Consider the following 16,109-nt stretch of genomic DNA (forward strand, 5'->3'; position numbering starts at 1 on the left):
CATAATACGCATTCAGAATGACAAATATTTTTACCGCTGTGTTTAAGATTCGTCCTGGAAATAAAAATATCATCAAACTGTATTTGGAGAATATATTATGGCTTCCAGCGACGCAGTTCCGTATATTTTTCATAAGGCATTGGCGAAGGCCACGAGATCAATTCAATCACTCTCCCCCAAGGGGTTTTACCATAACAAAACGCATTACCTTCTCCTTTTTCAGCGGGAAAAGAGAGCGCTTTTGGTTCGGTAAATATCTCGCCGCCGGCTGCGGTAAAACGGCTGATTGCCTGCGAAAAATCATCGACATAGACAGCAAAGTGCTGCAGGCCAAAATCGCTGGGGCGGGCGGGGGACTGTTGGTGTGGGCCGTGCATTTCAAAGAGTTCGATACCGGGGCCGTGCGGCAAGGCCAGCATGCGGATGGCGCGTATTTCCGTGCCGGGGAATAATCTTAACGTATGCTGCTGCGCCTCAGGGTCGATATTCTCGCTGCCGGGTTCGACAGAGCGATATAAAATGCGCGCGTCCAGTGCCTGTTCTAAAAATAACGTGGCTTGTTCAATATCAGGCACCGTAATACCTATGTGGTCAATACCTCTTACTGTCGTTTGCATCATTCCTCCTGCTATACGAATTATTCACTATAGCAGGAGGAGGTTAGCTTATTACCACTTCATTTCGCCGGTATTCACTTTGGCGCTTAACTCAAGCGAGCTAACTTCGGCCAGGTCAGGATAGGCTTTTTTCATAGTGTTAATCACATCCGCCGATTTTTTATGCTGCGCCAGGGCAGTTTCAAACTGGGCAAGATAATGCTGAGTAAAACGAATCGCCTCCGCTCCCGCAGGCGGCGTACCGAGGTAATGGCCCGGAATTACCCGCTCTGGCTGATGGGCCGCCATCGCCGCCAGCGTCTGTTGCCACTGCTGGCGGGATTCTTTGGTTTGCGTATCCGCCGTCCAGACGTGAATGCCCCAGGAAACGCCGGTTCCCCCCAGGATGGTTTTCGCGGACGGGATCCAGACGTAAGCCGCGTAATCGTCAGCATGCTCTATCGACACTTTTTCGCCGTCGATCATAAAAGTTGTGGAGGCCAGCACCTGCGGCACGTACAGATTAGTCGGCGCACCGTCTTTCATCTGCGGTCCCCAGAATTGCAGTTTCGCCTCTTTGGTGGCGTTAATGTGATCCACTACCTGCCGGGTTGCCAGGATTTTGGCCTCCGGGAAGGCCTTCACCAGCGGCTGCAGACCAAAGTAGAAATCCGGGTCGCCGGAGGTGATCACAATTTTGTTCAGCTTCCTGCCGCTGCGACGAATTTTCTCGACCAGCGCTTCACCATCTTTCACGCTGAACTGCGCATCAAAAAGGACAGCCTCTTTCGGGCCATAAACCAGCGTTGAGGAGACGGCAAAAATCGCGTTCTCCTGCGGGTTATAGCTCTCTACGGTCAATGGGGCCGCAAAGGCGGCGGGGGTGATAAGGGTGCACAGTACGGCAAGGTGGGTAAGCTTCATCTTCGGGTCTCGGTTAGCAACAAAGCCGCTATTGTACCCCTCAGCGCATTTGCCAGAATTACTGAAACAAGACATGCTTAGTTTCATAAATCGAACAAATGGAGTTTTCATGGATCGCGTCATTGCCGCTCAGGTCTATAACCGCATATGTGAACTGGGGAGCCTGAGCGCGGCAGCCCGTGCGCTGGGTATTTCACGCCCGATGGTGAGCCGCTATCTGGAACAGATGGAAAAGTGGGCCGGAACCCGGCTGGTGAACCGCTCGACCCGCAAGCTCACGCTGACGGCGGCAGGGGAGAACGTGCTGCAGAAAACCCGTACGCTGGCGCAGCTGTCGCACGAGATCGAAGGCCATGCGCCCCGCGATCTGCCCTCCGGTACGTTACGCGTCGCCTGCGCCCATTTTACCGCCCTCCATATGCTTGCCCCCATTTTGCCTGATTTTCTGGCGCGCTACCCGCAGGTGCGCGTCGAGCTGGATGTGAATAATCACCCGGTCAGCCTGGTGGGAGAACGGATTGATGTCGCTATTCGCATCACGGATAACCCGGAGCCGGGCATGATTGCCCGTAAGCTGGGGCGCTGTAGGTCAGTGCTCTGCGCCTCGCCGCATTATCTGGCTACTCATGGCACACCGCAGCACCCGCAGGCATTAGCTCAGCATAACTGTCTGCATTACAGCTTTTTTGCCGGGCAGTCCTGGCAATTTATCACCCCGGAGGGGGAGGGGCTGAGCGTAGCCGTCGGGGGTAATCTCAGCGCCAGTATCTCATCGCTCTTACTGGCTGCTGCCGTAGCCCACTGCGGAATTGCCATGCTGCCCGAGCAGGAGGCGCAGGCTGCGCTGGCGCAGGGTGAACTGGTGCCGGTATTGCCCGAACTCACGCCTAAGCCCTTGTCTATTTTCGGTATCTATCAGTCACGCGAATACCAGCCCGCCGCGCTGCGCCTTTTCCTTGACGCCGTTGAACAACATCTGCGCAATTAACAAGAATTATCCGTGTTTCGGGTCAGGCAAAAAGGGTGGTCTATACTTAACCCTTTGTATGTCAAAAGGAGAACAAGCATGACGATTCATAAACACGGTTCGGCGCACTGGTCTGGTGACATCAAACGCGGTAAAGGGACGGTTTCTACCGAAAGCGGCGTGCTCAACCAGCAGCCCTACGGCTTCAATACTCGCTTTGAAGGGGCGGCCGGTACCAACCCGGAAGAACTGATCGGCGCGGCGCATGCAGCCTGTTTCTCAATGGCGCTTTCGCTGATGTTGGGCGAAGCGGGTTACACAGCCGATTCCATTGATACCAAAGCGGTAGTGTCACTGGATAAAACGGACAGCGGTTTTGCCATCAGCAAAATTGCCCTGGAGAGTAAAGTGACGGTACCTGGCATTGATCCACAGCAGTTCGACGGCATTATTCAGAAGGCCAAAGCCGGTTGCCCGGTGTCGCAGGTGCTGAATGCTGAGATCACCCTGGACTATAAACTGAATTAATGGTCTGGCCGGGCCGCGCGCCCGGCTATCCATCAACGCCCCGGGCCATTCAATCCCTCGGGGAAGATTGCCGTCAGCCAGTCGATAAATACCCGCAACCGATGCGTCACATGCCGGTTTTGTGGATAGACCACATAAAACGGATACCGCGGCGGTCGCCATTTCACCAAGATCTCAACCAGTTTCCCTTCCCGTATCAATTCACCAGCCGAATAGCGAAAAGTCTGCACAATACCCATACCTGCCACCGCCGCGGCCAGGTGAGCATTGCTCTCATTGATGCCGATGGCATGGGGCATCACCATTTCCCGCACCCCATCCTCGTCGGTAAAACGAAAGGGAAAAGGACGGCCAGTGACCGGGGAGAGATAGCTCACCAGCCGGTGGCCATTGCGTAGCTCTTCGGGATAGGCGGGGGTGCCGTGGTGCTTCAGATAGGCGGGCGTGGCGCAGGTCACCATCTCCGCATTACCGATATGCCGCGCAATAAGTGACGAGTCTTCCAGCGCACCGCCGCGGATCACGCAATCCACGCTGCCGCGGATCAAATCAACCGGCCGGTCGGCCACGCCAAGCTCCAGGCGGATGCCGGGATACTGGCGCATAAAATCTGGCAGCGCAGGAATGAGCACATCCCGCGCCGTTGAGCCACCCACGTCGATGCGCAGTTGCCCCTGAGGCTGCTGTTTTGCTGTATTAAAGGCGGTGTCGATATCTTCAATATCAATCAGCACCCGTGAGGCTTTCTCATAATACTCGCGCCCTTCAGGCGTAGCGCTTACCCGACGGGTGGTGCGCTGTAATAACTGTACGCCCAGATGCGCTTCCAGCGATTTCACCAGTTTGCTGAGGGTCGCATTCGGCATATTCAGCGAGTCTGCCGCCCGGGTAAAACTCCCGCTTTCTACCACTCGCGCAAAAGCGCGCATTGCCAATAATTGATCCACCGCTAGCCCTCGATTATGCACACACAGAAAGAGTCATTTCCATTTTTGCTAATTTTTCTCCAATCCGGCAAGCGTTAGATTAGCCCCACAGACAGTTACTAACGCAACCACAAGGTAAATCACATGAACAACGCACTGAATGGAAAAATCGCACTCGTCACCGGCGGCACCAGCGGCATCGGTCTGGCAACAGCCAAAGAGTTAATTGCGCAGGGGGCGAAGGTGTACATCACCGGTCGTCGCGAAGCCGAGCTGGAGAAAGCGCTGATCGCGCTGGGCGATGCTGCCACCGGCATCCGCGCAGACGCATCGCAGCTTGCTGACCTCGATAAGGTTTATGGACAGATCGCAGAACAGGCCGGGCGGCTGGATATCCTCTTTGCCAACGCGGGCGGCGGCGACATGTTGCCGCTGGGAGAAATTACCGAAGAACATTTTGACCGTATTTTCGCCACTAACGTGCGCGGCGTGCTCTTTACCGTACAGAAGGCGCTGCCGCTGCTGTCGAATGGGTCTTCGGTGATCCTGACCGGCTCTACGGTCTCGGTGATGGGAACGGCTAATTTCAGTGTTTACAGCGCCAGCAAGGCGGCGGTACGTAACTTTGCCCGCTCCTGGGCGCTGGATTTACAGGGGCGCGGTGTGCGGATTAACGTGGTAAGCCCTGGCCCGATTAAAACCCCAGGACTTGGCGATCTGGTGCCGGAAGAGCAGCGCCAGGGGTTGTTCGACGCGCTGGCCGCTCAGGTCCCGCTGCAACGCATTGGCGAACCGGAAGAGGTGGGTAAAGCCGTGGCCTTCCTGGCCTCCGATGCCGCCAGCTTTATCAATGCCACCGAACTGTTTGTCGATGGCGGTATGGCGCAGATCTAGGGCGCATAAATAAGCGTGAGATTGCCGCCGAGACGGCGGCTTTCAAGCGGTTGACGGGCGTCACGCAGGGCGCGCGTCGTGGCGTTACACCGGGTCAGATTGCACCAGGGTGCCAGCCACACCGGATCGGTTTCTCTCTGGCTCAGAACGTATCCCGCCAGCCGCCCCAGGGCACCATGATTCTCCTTCAGTAGATCCTGTCCGTTCGCTGCAGCAAAGCTGGCGATCATCACCAGCGGTTGCAGGGCGTAATTATGATAAGCCAGCGCGCGTGCACCGCGTTTTTGTTCGTTGGGTAGTTGCCCATCGGCGGCGATCTGCCCGGCGGCAAGGCGAAACACCTTTATTGACCAGTCGTACAGATCCTGACGGTCGAGCGCAACCGCCGTGCTCATCACCGCCCAGGCCGCCCAGTAGCTGTGATTATTGGTTTTTTGCAGCGCCAGACCGTCCCAGTCTGCCACCACCAGGTCCGCCAGTTCCCCGAGCCAGTGCGCAACCTGCGCGTCTTCAGGCTGCGGTTGTAGCGTCAGCCAGCCTGTAGCGAGAGTGGCCAGCGCCCATTTACGCATTGCCCGCCCGGTATGGTTGGTCTGGGTTGAGGTTAATGCCCCCGCGCGGGCCCATGCGCGATAACCCTTCAGGAGACAGTTGAGCGTGGCGGGATCGCCGCTCTGTTTATAGCGCCAGACCATGGTCGAGATACCGCGTTCAAAGTCGACAATAGGTTGGGTATGGGAGCGAAACGCGCGTTCCGCTGCAGGGTTCAGGGTGGCGCGCGCGCTGTCTGAGCCTGCATATTTACTGGGAAAGTCCAGCGCCCCGGTCCAGGGGGCAGGCAGATCGACACACTTTCCGGCCAGGGTGTGCGGCAGGGGGCGGGTAAACCCCGGCGGCGGCACCAGCGGTGCCGCCCAGAGCAGGGAGGGTAAAAAGGCCAAAACAAGTAATAAACGCATTACTCAAGCTTACGCCAACAGCGCACCGCACGGCCACCCGAAACCGTGGCAAGCGCCTGCGGCTGTTCGCAGCCTGCGGTGGCCAACGGACAGCGGTCGCGGAAATAGCAGCCCGTCGGCAGCTGACGATTGCCCGGCAGATCGGTTTTTCGTAATGCCAGGGCATCATCCAGCGGTGCGCCGGTTTTCGGTACCGAGTCCAGCAGCAGCTGGGTGTAAGGGTGGGACGGGCTATTCAGTACCTGCTGTGTCTCGCCCAGCTCAACGATCTGCCCCAGATACATCACCGCCACCCGGTCACTCATGTGCCGGACCACCGAGACATTATGGGAAATCAGCACATAGGTTAGCGTCCGCTCACGCTGTAAATTGACCAACAGATTCAGAATTTGTGCCTGCACGGAAATATCCAGCGCGCTGGTAGGCTCATCCAGCACGATGATATCGGGGTCCGATGACAATGCCCTGGCAATGGCGATTCGCTGGCGCTGCCCGCCAGAAAAGGCATGCGGTAGACGATCGAGATATTCGGGGCGAATGCCCACCTGTTGCGCCAGCGCTTCGGCCAGACTGCGGCGGGCGCGTTCGTTACTGCGCGTTTTTATCCACACGGGTTCCGTGATGATCCGCCAGACCGGCAGGCGCGGATCGAGGGAGGAGAGCGGATCCTGAAACACCATCTGCATCCCGCTGCGGTCATGGTGGCAGCATTCGCCGGTGCTGGGCTTCAGCATGCCCATCAGCAGTTGGGCAAGGGTGCTTTTACCGCACCCTGACTCCCCGACCACCCCCAGGGTTTCACCGCGTTTGATCTGCAAATCGAGCCCGTTCAGGGCATGAACCTGTTCTGTCACCCGTCCCCGCCAGTTTTTCCGCGCCGGAAAATTCACATGCACTCGATTAAGCTCAAGTAATACTTCAGACATGACGAGTCTCCAGTTGCGGATACCAGCAGGCCGCGAGCTGGCCGGTGGCACCGTGCGGTGAGAGCGGCGGTATCTGGCTACATTGTGTTCCGGCGGCGAAGCAGCGTTCGCGAAACGCGCACCCCGTGGGCAAACGGGTCAGGTTGGGTACGGTGCCGGGGATCGCCGGCAGCATTTCGCGCGGTTCGCCATTTTCCGGGGCGCACTGCAGCAGGCCGATAGAGTAGGGATGCACCGGATGGGCAATCAGGGCATCGGTCGCTCCCGTTTCGATCACGCTTCCGGCATACATGACATACAGTCGATCGCAGAGTTGCGAGACGACCGCCATATCGTGGCTAATGAACAGCACCGAGGTGCCGCTGGCGCGGGCTTTATGCTTCAGCAACCGCAGCACCTGCAGCTGGACGGTCACATCCAGCGCGGTGGTGGGTTCATCGGCGATAATCAGATCCGGCTCGCAGGAGAAGGCCAGGGCGATCATCACCCGCTGGCGCATCCCCCCTGAGAGTTCGAACGGGTAGCGATCCATCACCCGCGCCGCATCGGGGATCTGCATCTCCTCCAGCAGCGAAATGGCCTTTTGCTGCGCCTCGCGGCGGGAGAGCGGCTGGTGCTGGCGGATCACCTCCATCATTTGTCGGCCGATGCGCCGGGTCGGGTTAAGGGCGGTCATCGGCTCCTGAAAAATCATCGCCACCCGGGCGCCACGCCACTGGCGCAGCTGTTTTTCGTGGGCAGTGAGCATGTCCTCCCCGAGTAGCGTCACCTGACCGCTGTGAATGCGATAACTCCCCTCGGGCAGCAGGCGCATTGCCAGCATGGCGGTAACTGATTTACCGGAGCCCGATTCGCCTACTACCCCCACGATTTCGCCGCGCTTAACCTCCAGCGAGACGCGGTTCAGAGCATGCACTTCACCGCGAAAAACAGGAAAGCTCAGGTGTAAATTGTCGATGGCTAAGACTGCGTCTCCCATTACTGTTTTCCTCCCGATTTCGGATCAAGCAGGTCACGAATGCCGTCGCCGAACAGGTTAAAACCCACGGCGGTAATCAGAATGGCCACACCCGGAAAAGCGCAATACCACCACTGATCGAGCACATAGTTACGGCCAACAGCCACCATCGCCCCCCATTCAGCGGTGGGCTGCTGTGCCCCCAGTCCGATGAATCCTAGCGTGGCTGCCATCAGAATGGCGCTGCCGATATCCAGCGATGCCTGGACAATAAGCGGCGGCAGGGCATTGCGCAGAATATGCCAGCTGATCAAATGCCAGCGTGACGCGCCAAAGGTGCGCGCCGCCTGTACATAGGTGAACTGGCGTACCACCAGCGTCTGACCGCGCGCCAGGCGCACATAAAACGGAATACGGACGATAGCAATTGCCAGCATGGCGTTGAACAGGCTTGGCCCCAGGGCCGCGGCCAGCGCCATGGTGAGGACCAGCGAGGGGATCGACAGCATAATGTCCATGACGCGCATAATGATGGCGTCGCCACGTCCGCCGATGACACCGGAGAAGCAGCCCAGCAGTGAGCCAATGCCACCGGCTATTACCACCACCGCCAGCCCTGCGGCGATGGATTGTTGGCTACCCACCAGCACCCGGCTAAACAGATCGCGTCCGACCTCATCGGTACCAAACCAGTGGGTTGCCGACGGCGCCTGTAAACGCGCGGTGAGATCGAGCGCATTCGGGTCGTGCGGGACAATCCAGGGTGACAGGATCATTAACAGCAGCATCAAGAGCATGATTAGCCCGCCCACCAGCGTCAGCGGACTCTGGCGCAGCAGCCATATTATTTTTGCCCAGTCAATGCGGGGCGGCGTGGCCTTTACGGTCACTGGCGTTTCCTGGCTTAACATCATTCAGCACCTCCGCGCCCGATACGGGGGTCGATCCACAGATAGAGCAGATCCACCACCAGATTGACTATCACGTAGGCCAGCGACACCACCACTGCAAAGCCCATTACTGACGGAAAATCCAGTGCCTGAATCGAGGTCACCACCCAGGCACCCATTCCCGGCCAGGCAAAGACGGTTTCGGTCAGCACCGCGCCATAGAGGAGGTCGCCCAGCGCCAGCCCCAGCACGGTGATGGACGGGATCATCGCGTTCGGCAAGGCATAGCGCATAATGATGTACCAGCCAGGCAGACCGCTGGCGCGGGCGGTACGAATATAATCCTCGCTAAGCTGTTCCAGCATTGCAGAACGGATCTGCCGCGCCACAATCCCCAGGTGGACAAAGGCCAGGGTCAGGGCGGGTAAAATCAGGTGCTGAAGCGCATTAAAGAAGACTTCGCCATTGCCTTCGATCAGCGCATCTATCAGGTAGAAGCCGGTGAAATGAGCAGGGGGATCCAGCCAGTCGTCAAGCCTGCCGCCGCCGGGCAGAATTTGTAGCTGACCGTAAAAGAGAACAATCACCCCCAGCCCTAGCCAGAAAGCGGGGGTCGAAATACCGGTGATGGCCATCAGGCGCACCAGATGATCCAGCCAGCGGTTACGGTAAACAGCCGACAAAATCCCGAGCGGCACGCCAATGAGCAGCGCCAGCAACAGGGCGCAGAACGCCAGTTCGAGGGTCGCCGGGAAGAACGCCTTCAACTCCTCCACCACCGGGCGGCCAGTGCGTATCGACGTCCCCAAATCGCCGTGTGCCAGCGCATTCACGTAGTGGCCAAATTGCACATATAACGGTTGGTCGAGCCCCAGCTGTAGCCGAATATTTTGCACAATCTCCTCACTGGCGCGGTCGCCTGCCAGCAGACGCGCCGGATCGCCGGGGATCATGTGCGAAATAATAAAGGTGATGATACAGACGCCAGCCACGACCAGGATAAGCCCCCAGCAGCGCTGCCGCACAATGCTCCAGAATGTCATACGCCCCTCCTGCGGCGCCGGGCCCCCGGCGCCGGCTCACGCTTATTTGCTCATCGTGGCGATGTTGAACACCTGCTCAAGCATCGGGTTAAAGGTGAAACCTTTGACCTCTTTGTTCATCGCCAGCTGGTAGTTTTTCTGGAACAGATAGACGTAGGCCGCTTCGTCGATCACGATCTTCTGCGCCTGCTGGTAATCTTTGGTCCGTTCGGCCTGGTCGGTGGTCTTCAACGCACTTTGCAGCAGCGAATCGACCGTTTTGTTCTCATAGAAAGCGCGGTTACCCGGTAGCCCTTTTTTGTCCGATTCGAACCAGTAGTTCATAAACATGTACGGGTCGGCGAAATCCGGACTCCAGTTACCTATCGCCATGTCGTAATCGCCTTTGCCTACGCGATCCCGCATGGTGGCGTTCGCCAGTTTTTCCAGCTTGACGTTAATACCGAGCTTACCAAGGCTGGCCTGGGTAGAGAGGGCGATCGGCTCCCAGTTCGGATCGTTATCTGAGTAGAGGAAGGTGAGGCTGGCCGGTTTCTCTTTCACCTTTTCCAGCGCCGCTTTGGCCTTGGCTTCGTCCAGACTGTACTGCTGGGCCGTTGCGTCAAAGCCCCACATCCCCTCAGGAATGGGGCCGCGCATCTGCTTACCGTTGCCGCTCAGAATCCCTTTCACCATCCCCTGATAATCGGTAGACCAGGAGATGGCCCGACGCAGATCGACCTGGTTCAATGGCGCTTTGCTGTTGTTCAGGTAGAGGTAGGTCACTCGCAGGGAGGGGTACTCGGCCACGGCCACTTTGCCCTCCTGCTTCAGGGCGGTAAGCTGATCCACCGGCAGGGCATCGGCGATATCGATATCACCCCGCGAAAGCTGCAGACGGCGAGATGCGCTCTCACCGATGATCTTCACCGATACGCGCTTAAACGCCGGTTTTTTCCCCGGCCAGTGCGGGTTGGGTACCAGGATTAACTGCTGGCCTTTCTGCCAGCTTTTCAACATAAAGGGACCGGATCCGGCCGTGTGTTGCGCCAGATATCCGCGCGCATCATCCGCCGCGTTAGCTTTCAGGACCGCCGGGTTAATAATCGAGGCCCCATCGTTGGCCAGCGTATAGAGGAATGGCGCAAACGGCTGGTTCAGAGTGAATTTCACCGTGTGCGCATCCACCGCTTCGACCTGCAAATCTTTAGGGAAGGCCTCTGCCGGTCCCTGACCAATTTTCAGCAGCCGCTCAAACGAGGCCTTGACTGCCTCAGCGGTGACCGGGGTGCCGTCGGCGAAACGGGCGTTGTCTTGCAGGGTGAAGGTCCAGGTTTTCTGGTCTTCGGACGCTTTCCAGCCGCTGGCAAGATCGCCTTCAATCTCCGTTGAGCCCGGCTTGTACTGCACCAGACGTTGATAAGAGGGGTAGGTCACCGTCCAGTCGTTATTATCGATGGTCACGGCCGGATCGAGGGTTTGCGGGTCGGCGGCTTTACCAATGACCAGCATATCTTTCGGCACCGCGGCCTGAGCGGCAGGGAGCGCCAGGGCGAGGGCCGCGGCAATCAGCGCGGGGCGAAACAGGTTGAGTGTGTTCATAGCAAGGCTCCAGCGAGTAAAAGGGTGTGCGTCAAAAACAGGCGAAACGGTCTTCAAGCAGCGGATAGCTGGCAGCAAGCGGCAGCTCGAAGTGCCACCATTCGGAACTGATGCCAACAAATCCCCCGCCGGCCATGATGCCGTTCAGCAGCAGACGGTTGCGCTGCGCCTCTGGCGGAACGGAGGAGTGAAAGGCGTGAGAGCGGTCGTGCATTTCGTCAAAGCCCGCCCCCATATCCAGCACCGCCCCGCGGGCGTCCATCAGCGTGACGTCGATAGCCGTACCGCGGCTGTGGTTCGAGCCGGTAGAGACATCCACCACGTATTGCGGATCCGGGCATGCCTCCCACAGGCGAGCCTGGGCCGCCTGCGGGCGATAGGCGTCATACACCAGCAGCTGTAAACCGGCGAGGTCGGCAATACTTATCGCTTTCGCCAGCGCGGTTATAGCATCCGGATGCAGCAGACAGCGCGCCTCGCGGTAGACAGGGCGGCCGGTAATGTTGTCGGCCGTGGCATACTTCAGGTCGATATGCAGGGTAGGAAACGTCCTGGCGACGTCGACCAGTTGACACTCTTCGGGCATAGCTCCGCTCCTTAACGTTCGAATTGACCAAACTCTTGTTGTAATTGCCGGTTTGCCGCCAGGCGGGTGGGCAGGGCATCGCCCAGCGCCTGGACCACGCCCGACAGCAGCAGGTTAAATAGGCAGCTCACCGGGGCCAGAGAGTCCCAGAAGTGGCCGGTATCGGTTTTCACCTGCAGAAGATCGATGGGGTAATCCCGCGCCCAGGGGCACCAGATATCGGTGATCAGTACGGTACGGATCTGTCGCTCACAGGCTACCCGGCAAAACTGACGGGCCACCGAGGAGTAAGCGCGGGTATCGGTCAGTACCACGTAGGGGTGGCTAAAGCCGGAGTTGAGCGACTCAACCCAGCTGCCGGAGAGCCCTTCGCTATAAATGACGCGCGGACGCAGATACTCCAGATGGCTGAAGAAGGCGTTGGCGATGCCGCGGGTGGACTGGATCCCCAGCACAAAGACCGCGTCAGCGGTGGCCAGATGGTGTACCACCCGTTGAAAACCCTCGCTTTGCGCCAGCTGGTAGACATGCCCTATAGCATCCATTTCCAGCGCGAGAGAGCGCTGCGCCCGGTCAGGAAGCGTCTGCTGCTGCTGCCAGGAGTCGAGACGCTCTTTCATCCCCCAGGGCTGATAGGGGGCGGCAGGCCATTCGCGCAGACTTTTTTTGGCATCATCCAGATTGCGATAACCCAGTTTGCGTAAGTAACGTCCCACGGTGATACCGCTGGTGCCGGTGGCCTGCGCGATGCTCTCTGCCGTTTCAAACGGGATTTGACCCGCATGGGCCAGCAGCCAGCTCGCAACCCGTTTCTCGGTAGGGGTGAGCTGGCTAAAACCGCCTTCTATACGCGCCAGAAATTCAGTGTGTGGAGTCATGCCGCCTCGCTGTTAACGGGTTGTCATCACCGGAAAAACTGTTACCTGATTAACAATGCAGGACGCGTGCCAATCCAGCCCATGCCAGAAATGGCGGGTTTCTCTGCAATATTCAATTAACTTATGAGTAACATTAGTGCAACATGGCGCACTTTTGGTGCAGCCAGGCCGCGTTGAAGGTATGAAATTAGTGAGTACGTCACGGGCATCACATTTTTGTGGGCCGGGAGAAACGCGCTAAGATAGCGTCAATCCCATTCTGGAAAGGAAGCCCATGCGCGCCCAGATGTTCTCCACCGTGAAAATTGTCGCTAAGGTACTGGGCGTCGTCCTGATCGTGCTGCTGGCCTTCCGGATTTATAAATCGCAGACCGGCCCCGCGCTGCACCCGTGGCACACCTGGACTGCGCCGGAGATGTCGGCGCGCGATATTGATCAGGCGACGTTTGCCGATTATCTGCGTCAGGAAGGGCAGATCTTCCAGGCATTACAGCGCGACGTGGTGGATAAGACAAAAGGTGACGAGCAGACGCCGCTGAACCGCTATTACCGCAACAGCCTGGTCTGGCCCGGACAGTTTTCGTTGCAGGGGAATCGCTCCCGGGTGCTGCTGCCTGAGGGTACGCCACGCGGTACGGTGGTGTTACTGCATGGACTAACTGACTCCCCCTACAGCGTGCAGCGCATCGCCGCCGACTATCAACAGCGTGGATTTGTGGCCGTCGTGCCGCGTCTGCCGGGCCACGGTACCGCACCGGGCGCGCTCAGTGATGTGGAGTGGGAGCAGTGGATGGCGGTGACCCGTCTGGCCGTGCGTGAAGCCCATCGTCTTGGCGGGGCAAAGGTGCCGCTGCATCTGGTGGGCTACTCCAACGGCGGGGCGCTGGCGTTGAAATACGCTCTCGACGCCCTTGATGACAACCACCTGGCGAAACCCCAGCAGCTGATTTTGATTTCGCCGATGATTGGCGTCAGCGCCTTCGCCCGTTTTGCCGGGCTGGCGGGGCTGCCCGCGCTGCTTCCGCCCTTCGCCAAAGCGGCATGGCTGAATATTCAGCCGGAATACAATCCCTTTAAATACAACTCGTTCCCAGTGAACGGGGCGCGCCAGAGTTGGCAACTGACCCAGGCGTTGCAACAGCAGATCCGCCGTTATGCCGACAAGCAGAGCCTGACGGCGCTTCCTCCGGTACTGGCCTTCCAGTCTGTTATGGACAGCACCGTCAGCACCCGTGCGGTGGTGGATATGCTGTTTAATCTGCTTCCGTCTAACGGCAGCGAGCTGGTCATTTTTGACATCAACTAGGCCGCCAGTCTGCGCCCGTTCCTGCGTCCGGGGGCGTATCTTTCGGTTGATGCGCTGTTACCTCCGCCGCCGCGCCGATATACGACGACGGTGGTGACCAATGCCTCGGCGCAGACCCTGAAAACGGTCGCGCGCAGGCTGCCCGCCGGGGCAGTGGCGGCGCAGATTACGCCGCTCACTACCCCCTGGCCGGCAGATATCTATTCCCTCTCACACGTGGCGCTGCCGTTCCCGCCGCAGGACGATCTCTACGGTACCCGGCCAGTCGATCCGCAGCGGTTTGGCATAAATCTGGGTAATGCGGCCCTGCGTGGCGAAACGGGGGGATTGATCGCCGGCATGGACGCCATGATGCGACTTACCTCAAACCCTTTCTACGACTATATGTTACAGCGGATCGTGCAAACAGCGCCCAGTACGCCAGCGCCAGCCCGCTGATGAACGCGCCCGCAGCACAGACGGCGTGCCAGCCACCCCAGGCCCACAAATGGGTGGCGAGCCACGCGCCGCTGGCGCTACCCAGCGAATAGAAAGCCATATACACCGCAACCAGACGGCTGGTTGCCTGCGGGCGTTGCGCGAAGATCAGGCTCTGGCTCGTGACGTGCACCGCCTGTACGGCAAAATCCAGCAGAATGATGCCCAGCGTCAGAATGATAAGAGACCCTTCGCCGCAGGCCATCAGCCCCCAGCTCAGTAACAGCAGCAACAGTGCCCAGCCTGTGACCCGCAGCCCCAGGCCGCGATCCGCCAGGAGACCAGCCTGACGCGCCGCCAGCGCCCCGGCAATGCCCGCTATCCCGAACAGACCAATCTGGCCCGGGCTGAGGTCATACGGCGCACCGCTTAACGGGAACACCAGCGAGGTCCAGAGCAGGCTAAAAGCCATAAAAATCAGCAGAGCGAGGAGGGCGCGTACCCGCAGCACAGGCAGTTCCCGCCAGAGCGCAAACAGCGAGAGCAGCAGCTCGCTATAGGGGCGAGGCGGCTTCTGCGTTTCCTCCTGCGGCGCAGTGCGGATAAAGAGCAGCGCCATGCCCAGCATCGCCAGGGCAGAAAAGAGAAGCACAATACGCCAGGAGCTCCACTCCCCAAGCAACCCGGCCACCACTCGCGCCAGTAAGATCCCCAGCACCACGCCGCTCGTGACTCTCCCAGTCGCTTCGCCCCGGCGCGCACTCTCCGTCAGGCTGGCGGTATAGGCCACCACAATCTGGACCACCACCGCCAGCAGTCCCACCACGCCCATAAGGGTGCTGAGCATCAGCAATGACCCTGCCTGCGAGGCGATCGCCAGCAGCAGGCTACTCATTAGCATCAATGAGGCGATCAGCGTTTTACGATTCACTCTGTCGCCCAGCGGCACTAAAAACAGCAGCCCCAGCCCATAGCCCGTCTGGGTCGCGGTGATAATCCATCCCATGCTTGCGGTACGCGCGTGCAGGTCATGGGCAATCTGGTCGAGAAGGGGCTGGGTCATATAGACATTGGCTACCGCAAACGCGCAGAGCACGGCGAAGAGAAACAGCTGCCGGGAGGTGAGCAGCGGCGTGGCGCGTGACGATTCGGTCAGGCTCATTTGCATTACCCTCTAAACTGGTTTTAAATAAAAACCAGATTACTATCACCTGGTCTGGTTTTTATTTGCAACCAGTTTTTACGTAGAGGGTACTTTATGACGCACGAAGAGACGTTTATCACCACCACCTGTCCGGTAGCCCGCAGCGTGAATGTGCTGGGCGATCGCTGGATATTGATGATTATCCGCGACGCGTTTGACGGAATTTCCCGCTTTAGTGATTTTCAAAAGAGTACCGGCGTGGCCAAAAATATCCTGGCCGCGCGGCTAAAAACTCTGACAGAGGCAGGCATCCTGATGCAGACCCCAGCCAGCGAAGGCGGGGCATATAAGGCTTATCATCTGACTGCGCGTGGTGAGGCGCTCTTCCCGCTGGTTGTCTGCCTGCGTCAATGGGGTGAGATGAACCTGTTTAACGAAGGCGAGGCGATGTCTCATCTGCAAACGGCCGATGGGCAATCCCTTGCGAAACTGGAGGTCACGGATAAGGATGGCAACCGGGTGGAGGCCCGAGAAACCCGCCGTGTTATCGCTCCTGACGGCAAGCATTCAAATTAGTTATATTCAT

General features: G+C 58.6%; 16 protein-coding genes and 1 pseudogene. 5 read left to right on the forward strand and 12 right to left on the reverse strand.

What is annotated here, in order from left to right; translation table 11 throughout:
- Window positions 1–95: 95 nt before the first annotated feature.
- Together JZ655_RS10485 and JZ655_RS10490 are read right to left on the reverse strand one after the other, a co-directional pair.
- Entirely contained in the window at window positions 96–617 is a 522-nt protein-coding gene (locus tag JZ655_RS10485; protein ID WP_207293832.1) for a VOC family protein, read from the reverse strand.
- A gap of 51 nt (window positions 618–668) precedes the next feature.
- Complete coding sequence (locus JZ655_RS10490) at window positions 669–1,520, reverse strand: Vmh family MBL fold metallo-hydrolase (RefSeq protein ID WP_207293780.1); 852 nt, start codon at window positions 1,518–1,520, stop codon at window positions 669–671.
- 109 nt (window positions 1,521–1,629) lie between these two features.
- Between JZ655_RS10490 and JZ655_RS10495 the strand changes: the two genes are divergently transcribed.
- Window positions 1,630–2,508: a LysR family transcriptional regulator gene (locus JZ655_RS10495; protein ID WP_046885435.1), complete on the forward strand. Its 879-nt coding sequence runs from the start codon at window positions 1,630–1,632 to the stop codon at window positions 2,506–2,508.
- 78 nt (window positions 2,509–2,586) lie between these two features.
- The gene (locus tag JZ655_RS10500) at window positions 2,587–3,015 is read left to right on the forward strand and encodes an OsmC family protein (protein WP_040075664.1); all 429 of its coding nucleotides are present in this window, start codon (window positions 2,587–2,589) and stop codon (window positions 3,013–3,015) included.
- Window positions 3,016–3,047: 32 nt separating this feature from the next.
- Here the strand turns inward: JZ655_RS10500 and JZ655_RS10505 are convergent, their stop codons facing one another.
- Window positions 3,048–3,962 carry a LysR family transcriptional regulator gene (locus tag JZ655_RS10505; protein ID WP_207293781.1) on the reverse strand — a complete coding sequence of 305 codons (915 nt, stop codon included), beginning with the start codon at window positions 3,960–3,962 and terminating at the stop codon, window positions 3,048–3,050.
- A gap of 123 nt (window positions 3,963–4,085) precedes the next feature.
- Between JZ655_RS10505 and JZ655_RS10510 the strand changes: the two genes are divergently transcribed.
- Complete coding sequence (locus JZ655_RS10510) at window positions 4,086–4,835, forward strand: SDR family oxidoreductase (RefSeq protein ID WP_040075665.1); 750 nt, start codon at window positions 4,086–4,088, stop codon at window positions 4,833–4,835.
- Here the strand turns inward: JZ655_RS10510 and JZ655_RS10515 are convergent.
- The 8 genes from JZ655_RS10515 to JZ655_RS10550 are packed head-to-tail and all read right to left on the reverse strand — an operon-like array spanning window position 4,832 to window position 12,656.
- Window positions 4,832–5,794, reverse strand: a complete 963-nt coding sequence (locus JZ655_RS10515) for a mannuronate-specific alginate lyase (RefSeq protein WP_207293782.1) — start codon at window positions 5,792–5,794, stop codon at window positions 4,832–4,834. The two genes, JZ655_RS10510 and JZ655_RS10515, sit on opposite strands and share 4 nt — an antisense overlap.
- Window positions 5,794–6,720 (reverse strand): oligopeptide/dipeptide ABC transporter ATP-binding protein, encoded by a 927-nt coding sequence (locus JZ655_RS10520; protein WP_207293783.1) that lies wholly within the window; start codon window positions 6,718–6,720, stop codon window positions 5,794–5,796. Before JZ655_RS10520 ends, JZ655_RS10515 begins: the two co-directional genes overlap by 1 nt.
- On the reverse strand, window positions 6,713–7,699 hold the full coding sequence (locus tag JZ655_RS10525) for an ABC transporter ATP-binding protein (RefSeq protein WP_207293784.1): 987 nt from the start codon (window positions 7,697–7,699) through the stop codon (window positions 6,713–6,715). The genes JZ655_RS10520 and JZ655_RS10525 overlap by 8 nt, the downstream gene beginning before the upstream one ends.
- Complete coding sequence (ddpC, locus tag JZ655_RS10530) at window positions 7,699–8,592, reverse strand: D,D-dipeptide ABC transporter permease (RefSeq protein WP_207293785.1); 894 nt, start codon at window positions 8,590–8,592, stop codon at window positions 7,699–7,701. The genes JZ655_RS10525 and ddpC overlap by 1 nt, the downstream gene beginning before the upstream one ends.
- The gene (locus tag JZ655_RS10535) at window positions 8,589–9,611 is read right to left on the reverse strand and encodes an ABC transporter permease (RefSeq protein ID WP_207293786.1); all 1,023 of its coding nucleotides are present in this window, start codon (window positions 9,609–9,611) and stop codon (window positions 8,589–8,591) included. Before JZ655_RS10535 ends, ddpC begins: the two co-directional genes overlap by 4 nt.
- A gap of 42 nt (window positions 9,612–9,653) precedes the next feature.
- A complete protein-coding gene (locus JZ655_RS10540; RefSeq protein ID WP_207293787.1) occupies window positions 9,654–11,192 on the reverse strand; it encodes an ABC transporter substrate-binding protein in 1,539 nt (512 codons plus the stop codon).
- A gap of 31 nt (window positions 11,193–11,223) precedes the next feature.
- The gene (gene ddpX / locus JZ655_RS10545) at window positions 11,224–11,778 is read right to left on the reverse strand and encodes a D-alanyl-D-alanine dipeptidase (protein ID WP_207293788.1); all 555 of its coding nucleotides are present in this window, start codon (window positions 11,776–11,778) and stop codon (window positions 11,224–11,226) included.
- Window positions 11,779–11,789: 11 nt separating this feature from the next.
- Complete coding sequence (locus JZ655_RS10550) at window positions 11,790–12,656, reverse strand: MurR/RpiR family transcriptional regulator (protein WP_207293789.1); 867 nt, start codon at window positions 12,654–12,656, stop codon at window positions 11,790–11,792.
- Between the two features lie 274 nt (window positions 12,657–12,930).
- Here JZ655_RS10550 and JZ655_RS10555 point away from each other — a divergent pair.
- A pseudogene (locus JZ655_RS10555) lies at window positions 12,931–14,400 on the forward strand (alpha/beta hydrolase).
- On the opposite strand, the gene JZ655_RS10560 reads toward JZ655_RS10555, so the two are convergent.
- Window positions 14,321–15,541 (reverse strand): MFS transporter, encoded by a 1,221-nt coding sequence (locus JZ655_RS10560; RefSeq protein WP_207293790.1) that lies wholly within the window; start codon window positions 15,539–15,541, stop codon window positions 14,321–14,323. The pseudogene JZ655_RS10555 and the gene JZ655_RS10560 sit on opposite strands and share 80 nt — an antisense overlap.
- A 96-nt stretch (window positions 15,542–15,637) precedes the next feature.
- On the opposite strand from JZ655_RS10560, the gene JZ655_RS10565 reads away from it, so the two are divergent.
- Window positions 15,638–16,099, forward strand: coding sequence for a winged helix-turn-helix transcriptional regulator (locus JZ655_RS10565; RefSeq protein WP_207293791.1), 462 nt, complete (start codon window positions 15,638–15,640; stop codon window positions 16,097–16,099).
- Window positions 16,100–16,109: the final 10 nt, after the last annotated feature.

Origin of the sequence: Leclercia pneumoniae (assembly GCF_017348915.1) — a bacterium.
Lineage (GTDB): Bacteria > Pseudomonadota > Gammaproteobacteria > Enterobacterales > Enterobacteriaceae > Enterobacter > Enterobacter pneumoniae.

Coding starts and splice junctions, on each gene's coding strand:
- JZ655_RS10560 (WP_207293790.1), bottom strand. CDS start 15,541: ATGAGCCTGACCGAATCGTCACGCGCCACGCCGCTGCTCACCTCCCGG.
- JZ655_RS10550 (WP_207293789.1), bottom strand. CDS start 12,656: ATGACTCCACACACTGAATTTCTGGCGCGTATAGAAGGCGGTTTTAGC.
- JZ655_RS10500 (WP_040075664.1), top strand. CDS start 2,587: ATGACGATTCATAAACACGGTTCGGCGCACTGGTCTGGTGACATCAAA.
- ddpC (WP_207293785.1), bottom strand. CDS start 8,592: ATGATGTTAAGCCAGGAAACGCCAGTGACCGTAAAGGCCACGCCGCCC.
- JZ655_RS10540 (WP_207293787.1), bottom strand. CDS start 11,192: ATGAACACACTCAACCTGTTTCGCCCCGCGCTGATTGCCGCGGCCCTC.
- JZ655_RS10495 (WP_046885435.1), top strand. CDS start 1,630: ATGGATCGCGTCATTGCCGCTCAGGTCTATAACCGCATATGTGAACTG.
- JZ655_RS10525 (WP_207293784.1), bottom strand. CDS start 7,699: ATGGGAGACGCAGTCTTAGCCATCGACAATTTACACCTGAGCTTTCCT.
- JZ655_RS10520 (WP_207293783.1), bottom strand. CDS start 6,720: ATGTCTGAAGTATTACTTGAGCTTAATCGAGTGCATGTGAATTTTCCG.
- ddpX (WP_207293788.1), bottom strand. CDS start 11,778: ATGCCCGAAGAGTGTCAACTGGTCGACGTCGCCAGGACGTTTCCTACC.
- JZ655_RS10485 (WP_207293832.1), bottom strand. CDS start 617: ATGCAAACGACAGTAAGAGGTATTGACCACATAGGTATTACGGTGCCT.
- JZ655_RS10490 (WP_207293780.1), bottom strand. CDS start 1,520: ATGAAGCTTACCCACCTTGCCGTACTGTGCACCCTTATCACCCCCGCC.
- JZ655_RS10510 (WP_040075665.1), top strand. CDS start 4,086: ATGAACAACGCACTGAATGGAAAAATCGCACTCGTCACCGGCGGCACC.
- JZ655_RS10535 (WP_207293786.1), bottom strand. CDS start 9,611: ATGACATTCTGGAGCATTGTGCGGCAGCGCTGCTGGGGGCTTATCCTG.
- JZ655_RS10515 (WP_207293782.1), bottom strand. CDS start 5,794: ATGCGTTTATTACTTGTTTTGGCCTTTTTACCCTCCCTGCTCTGGGCG.
- JZ655_RS10565 (WP_207293791.1), top strand. CDS start 15,638: ATGACGCACGAAGAGACGTTTATCACCACCACCTGTCCGGTAGCCCGC.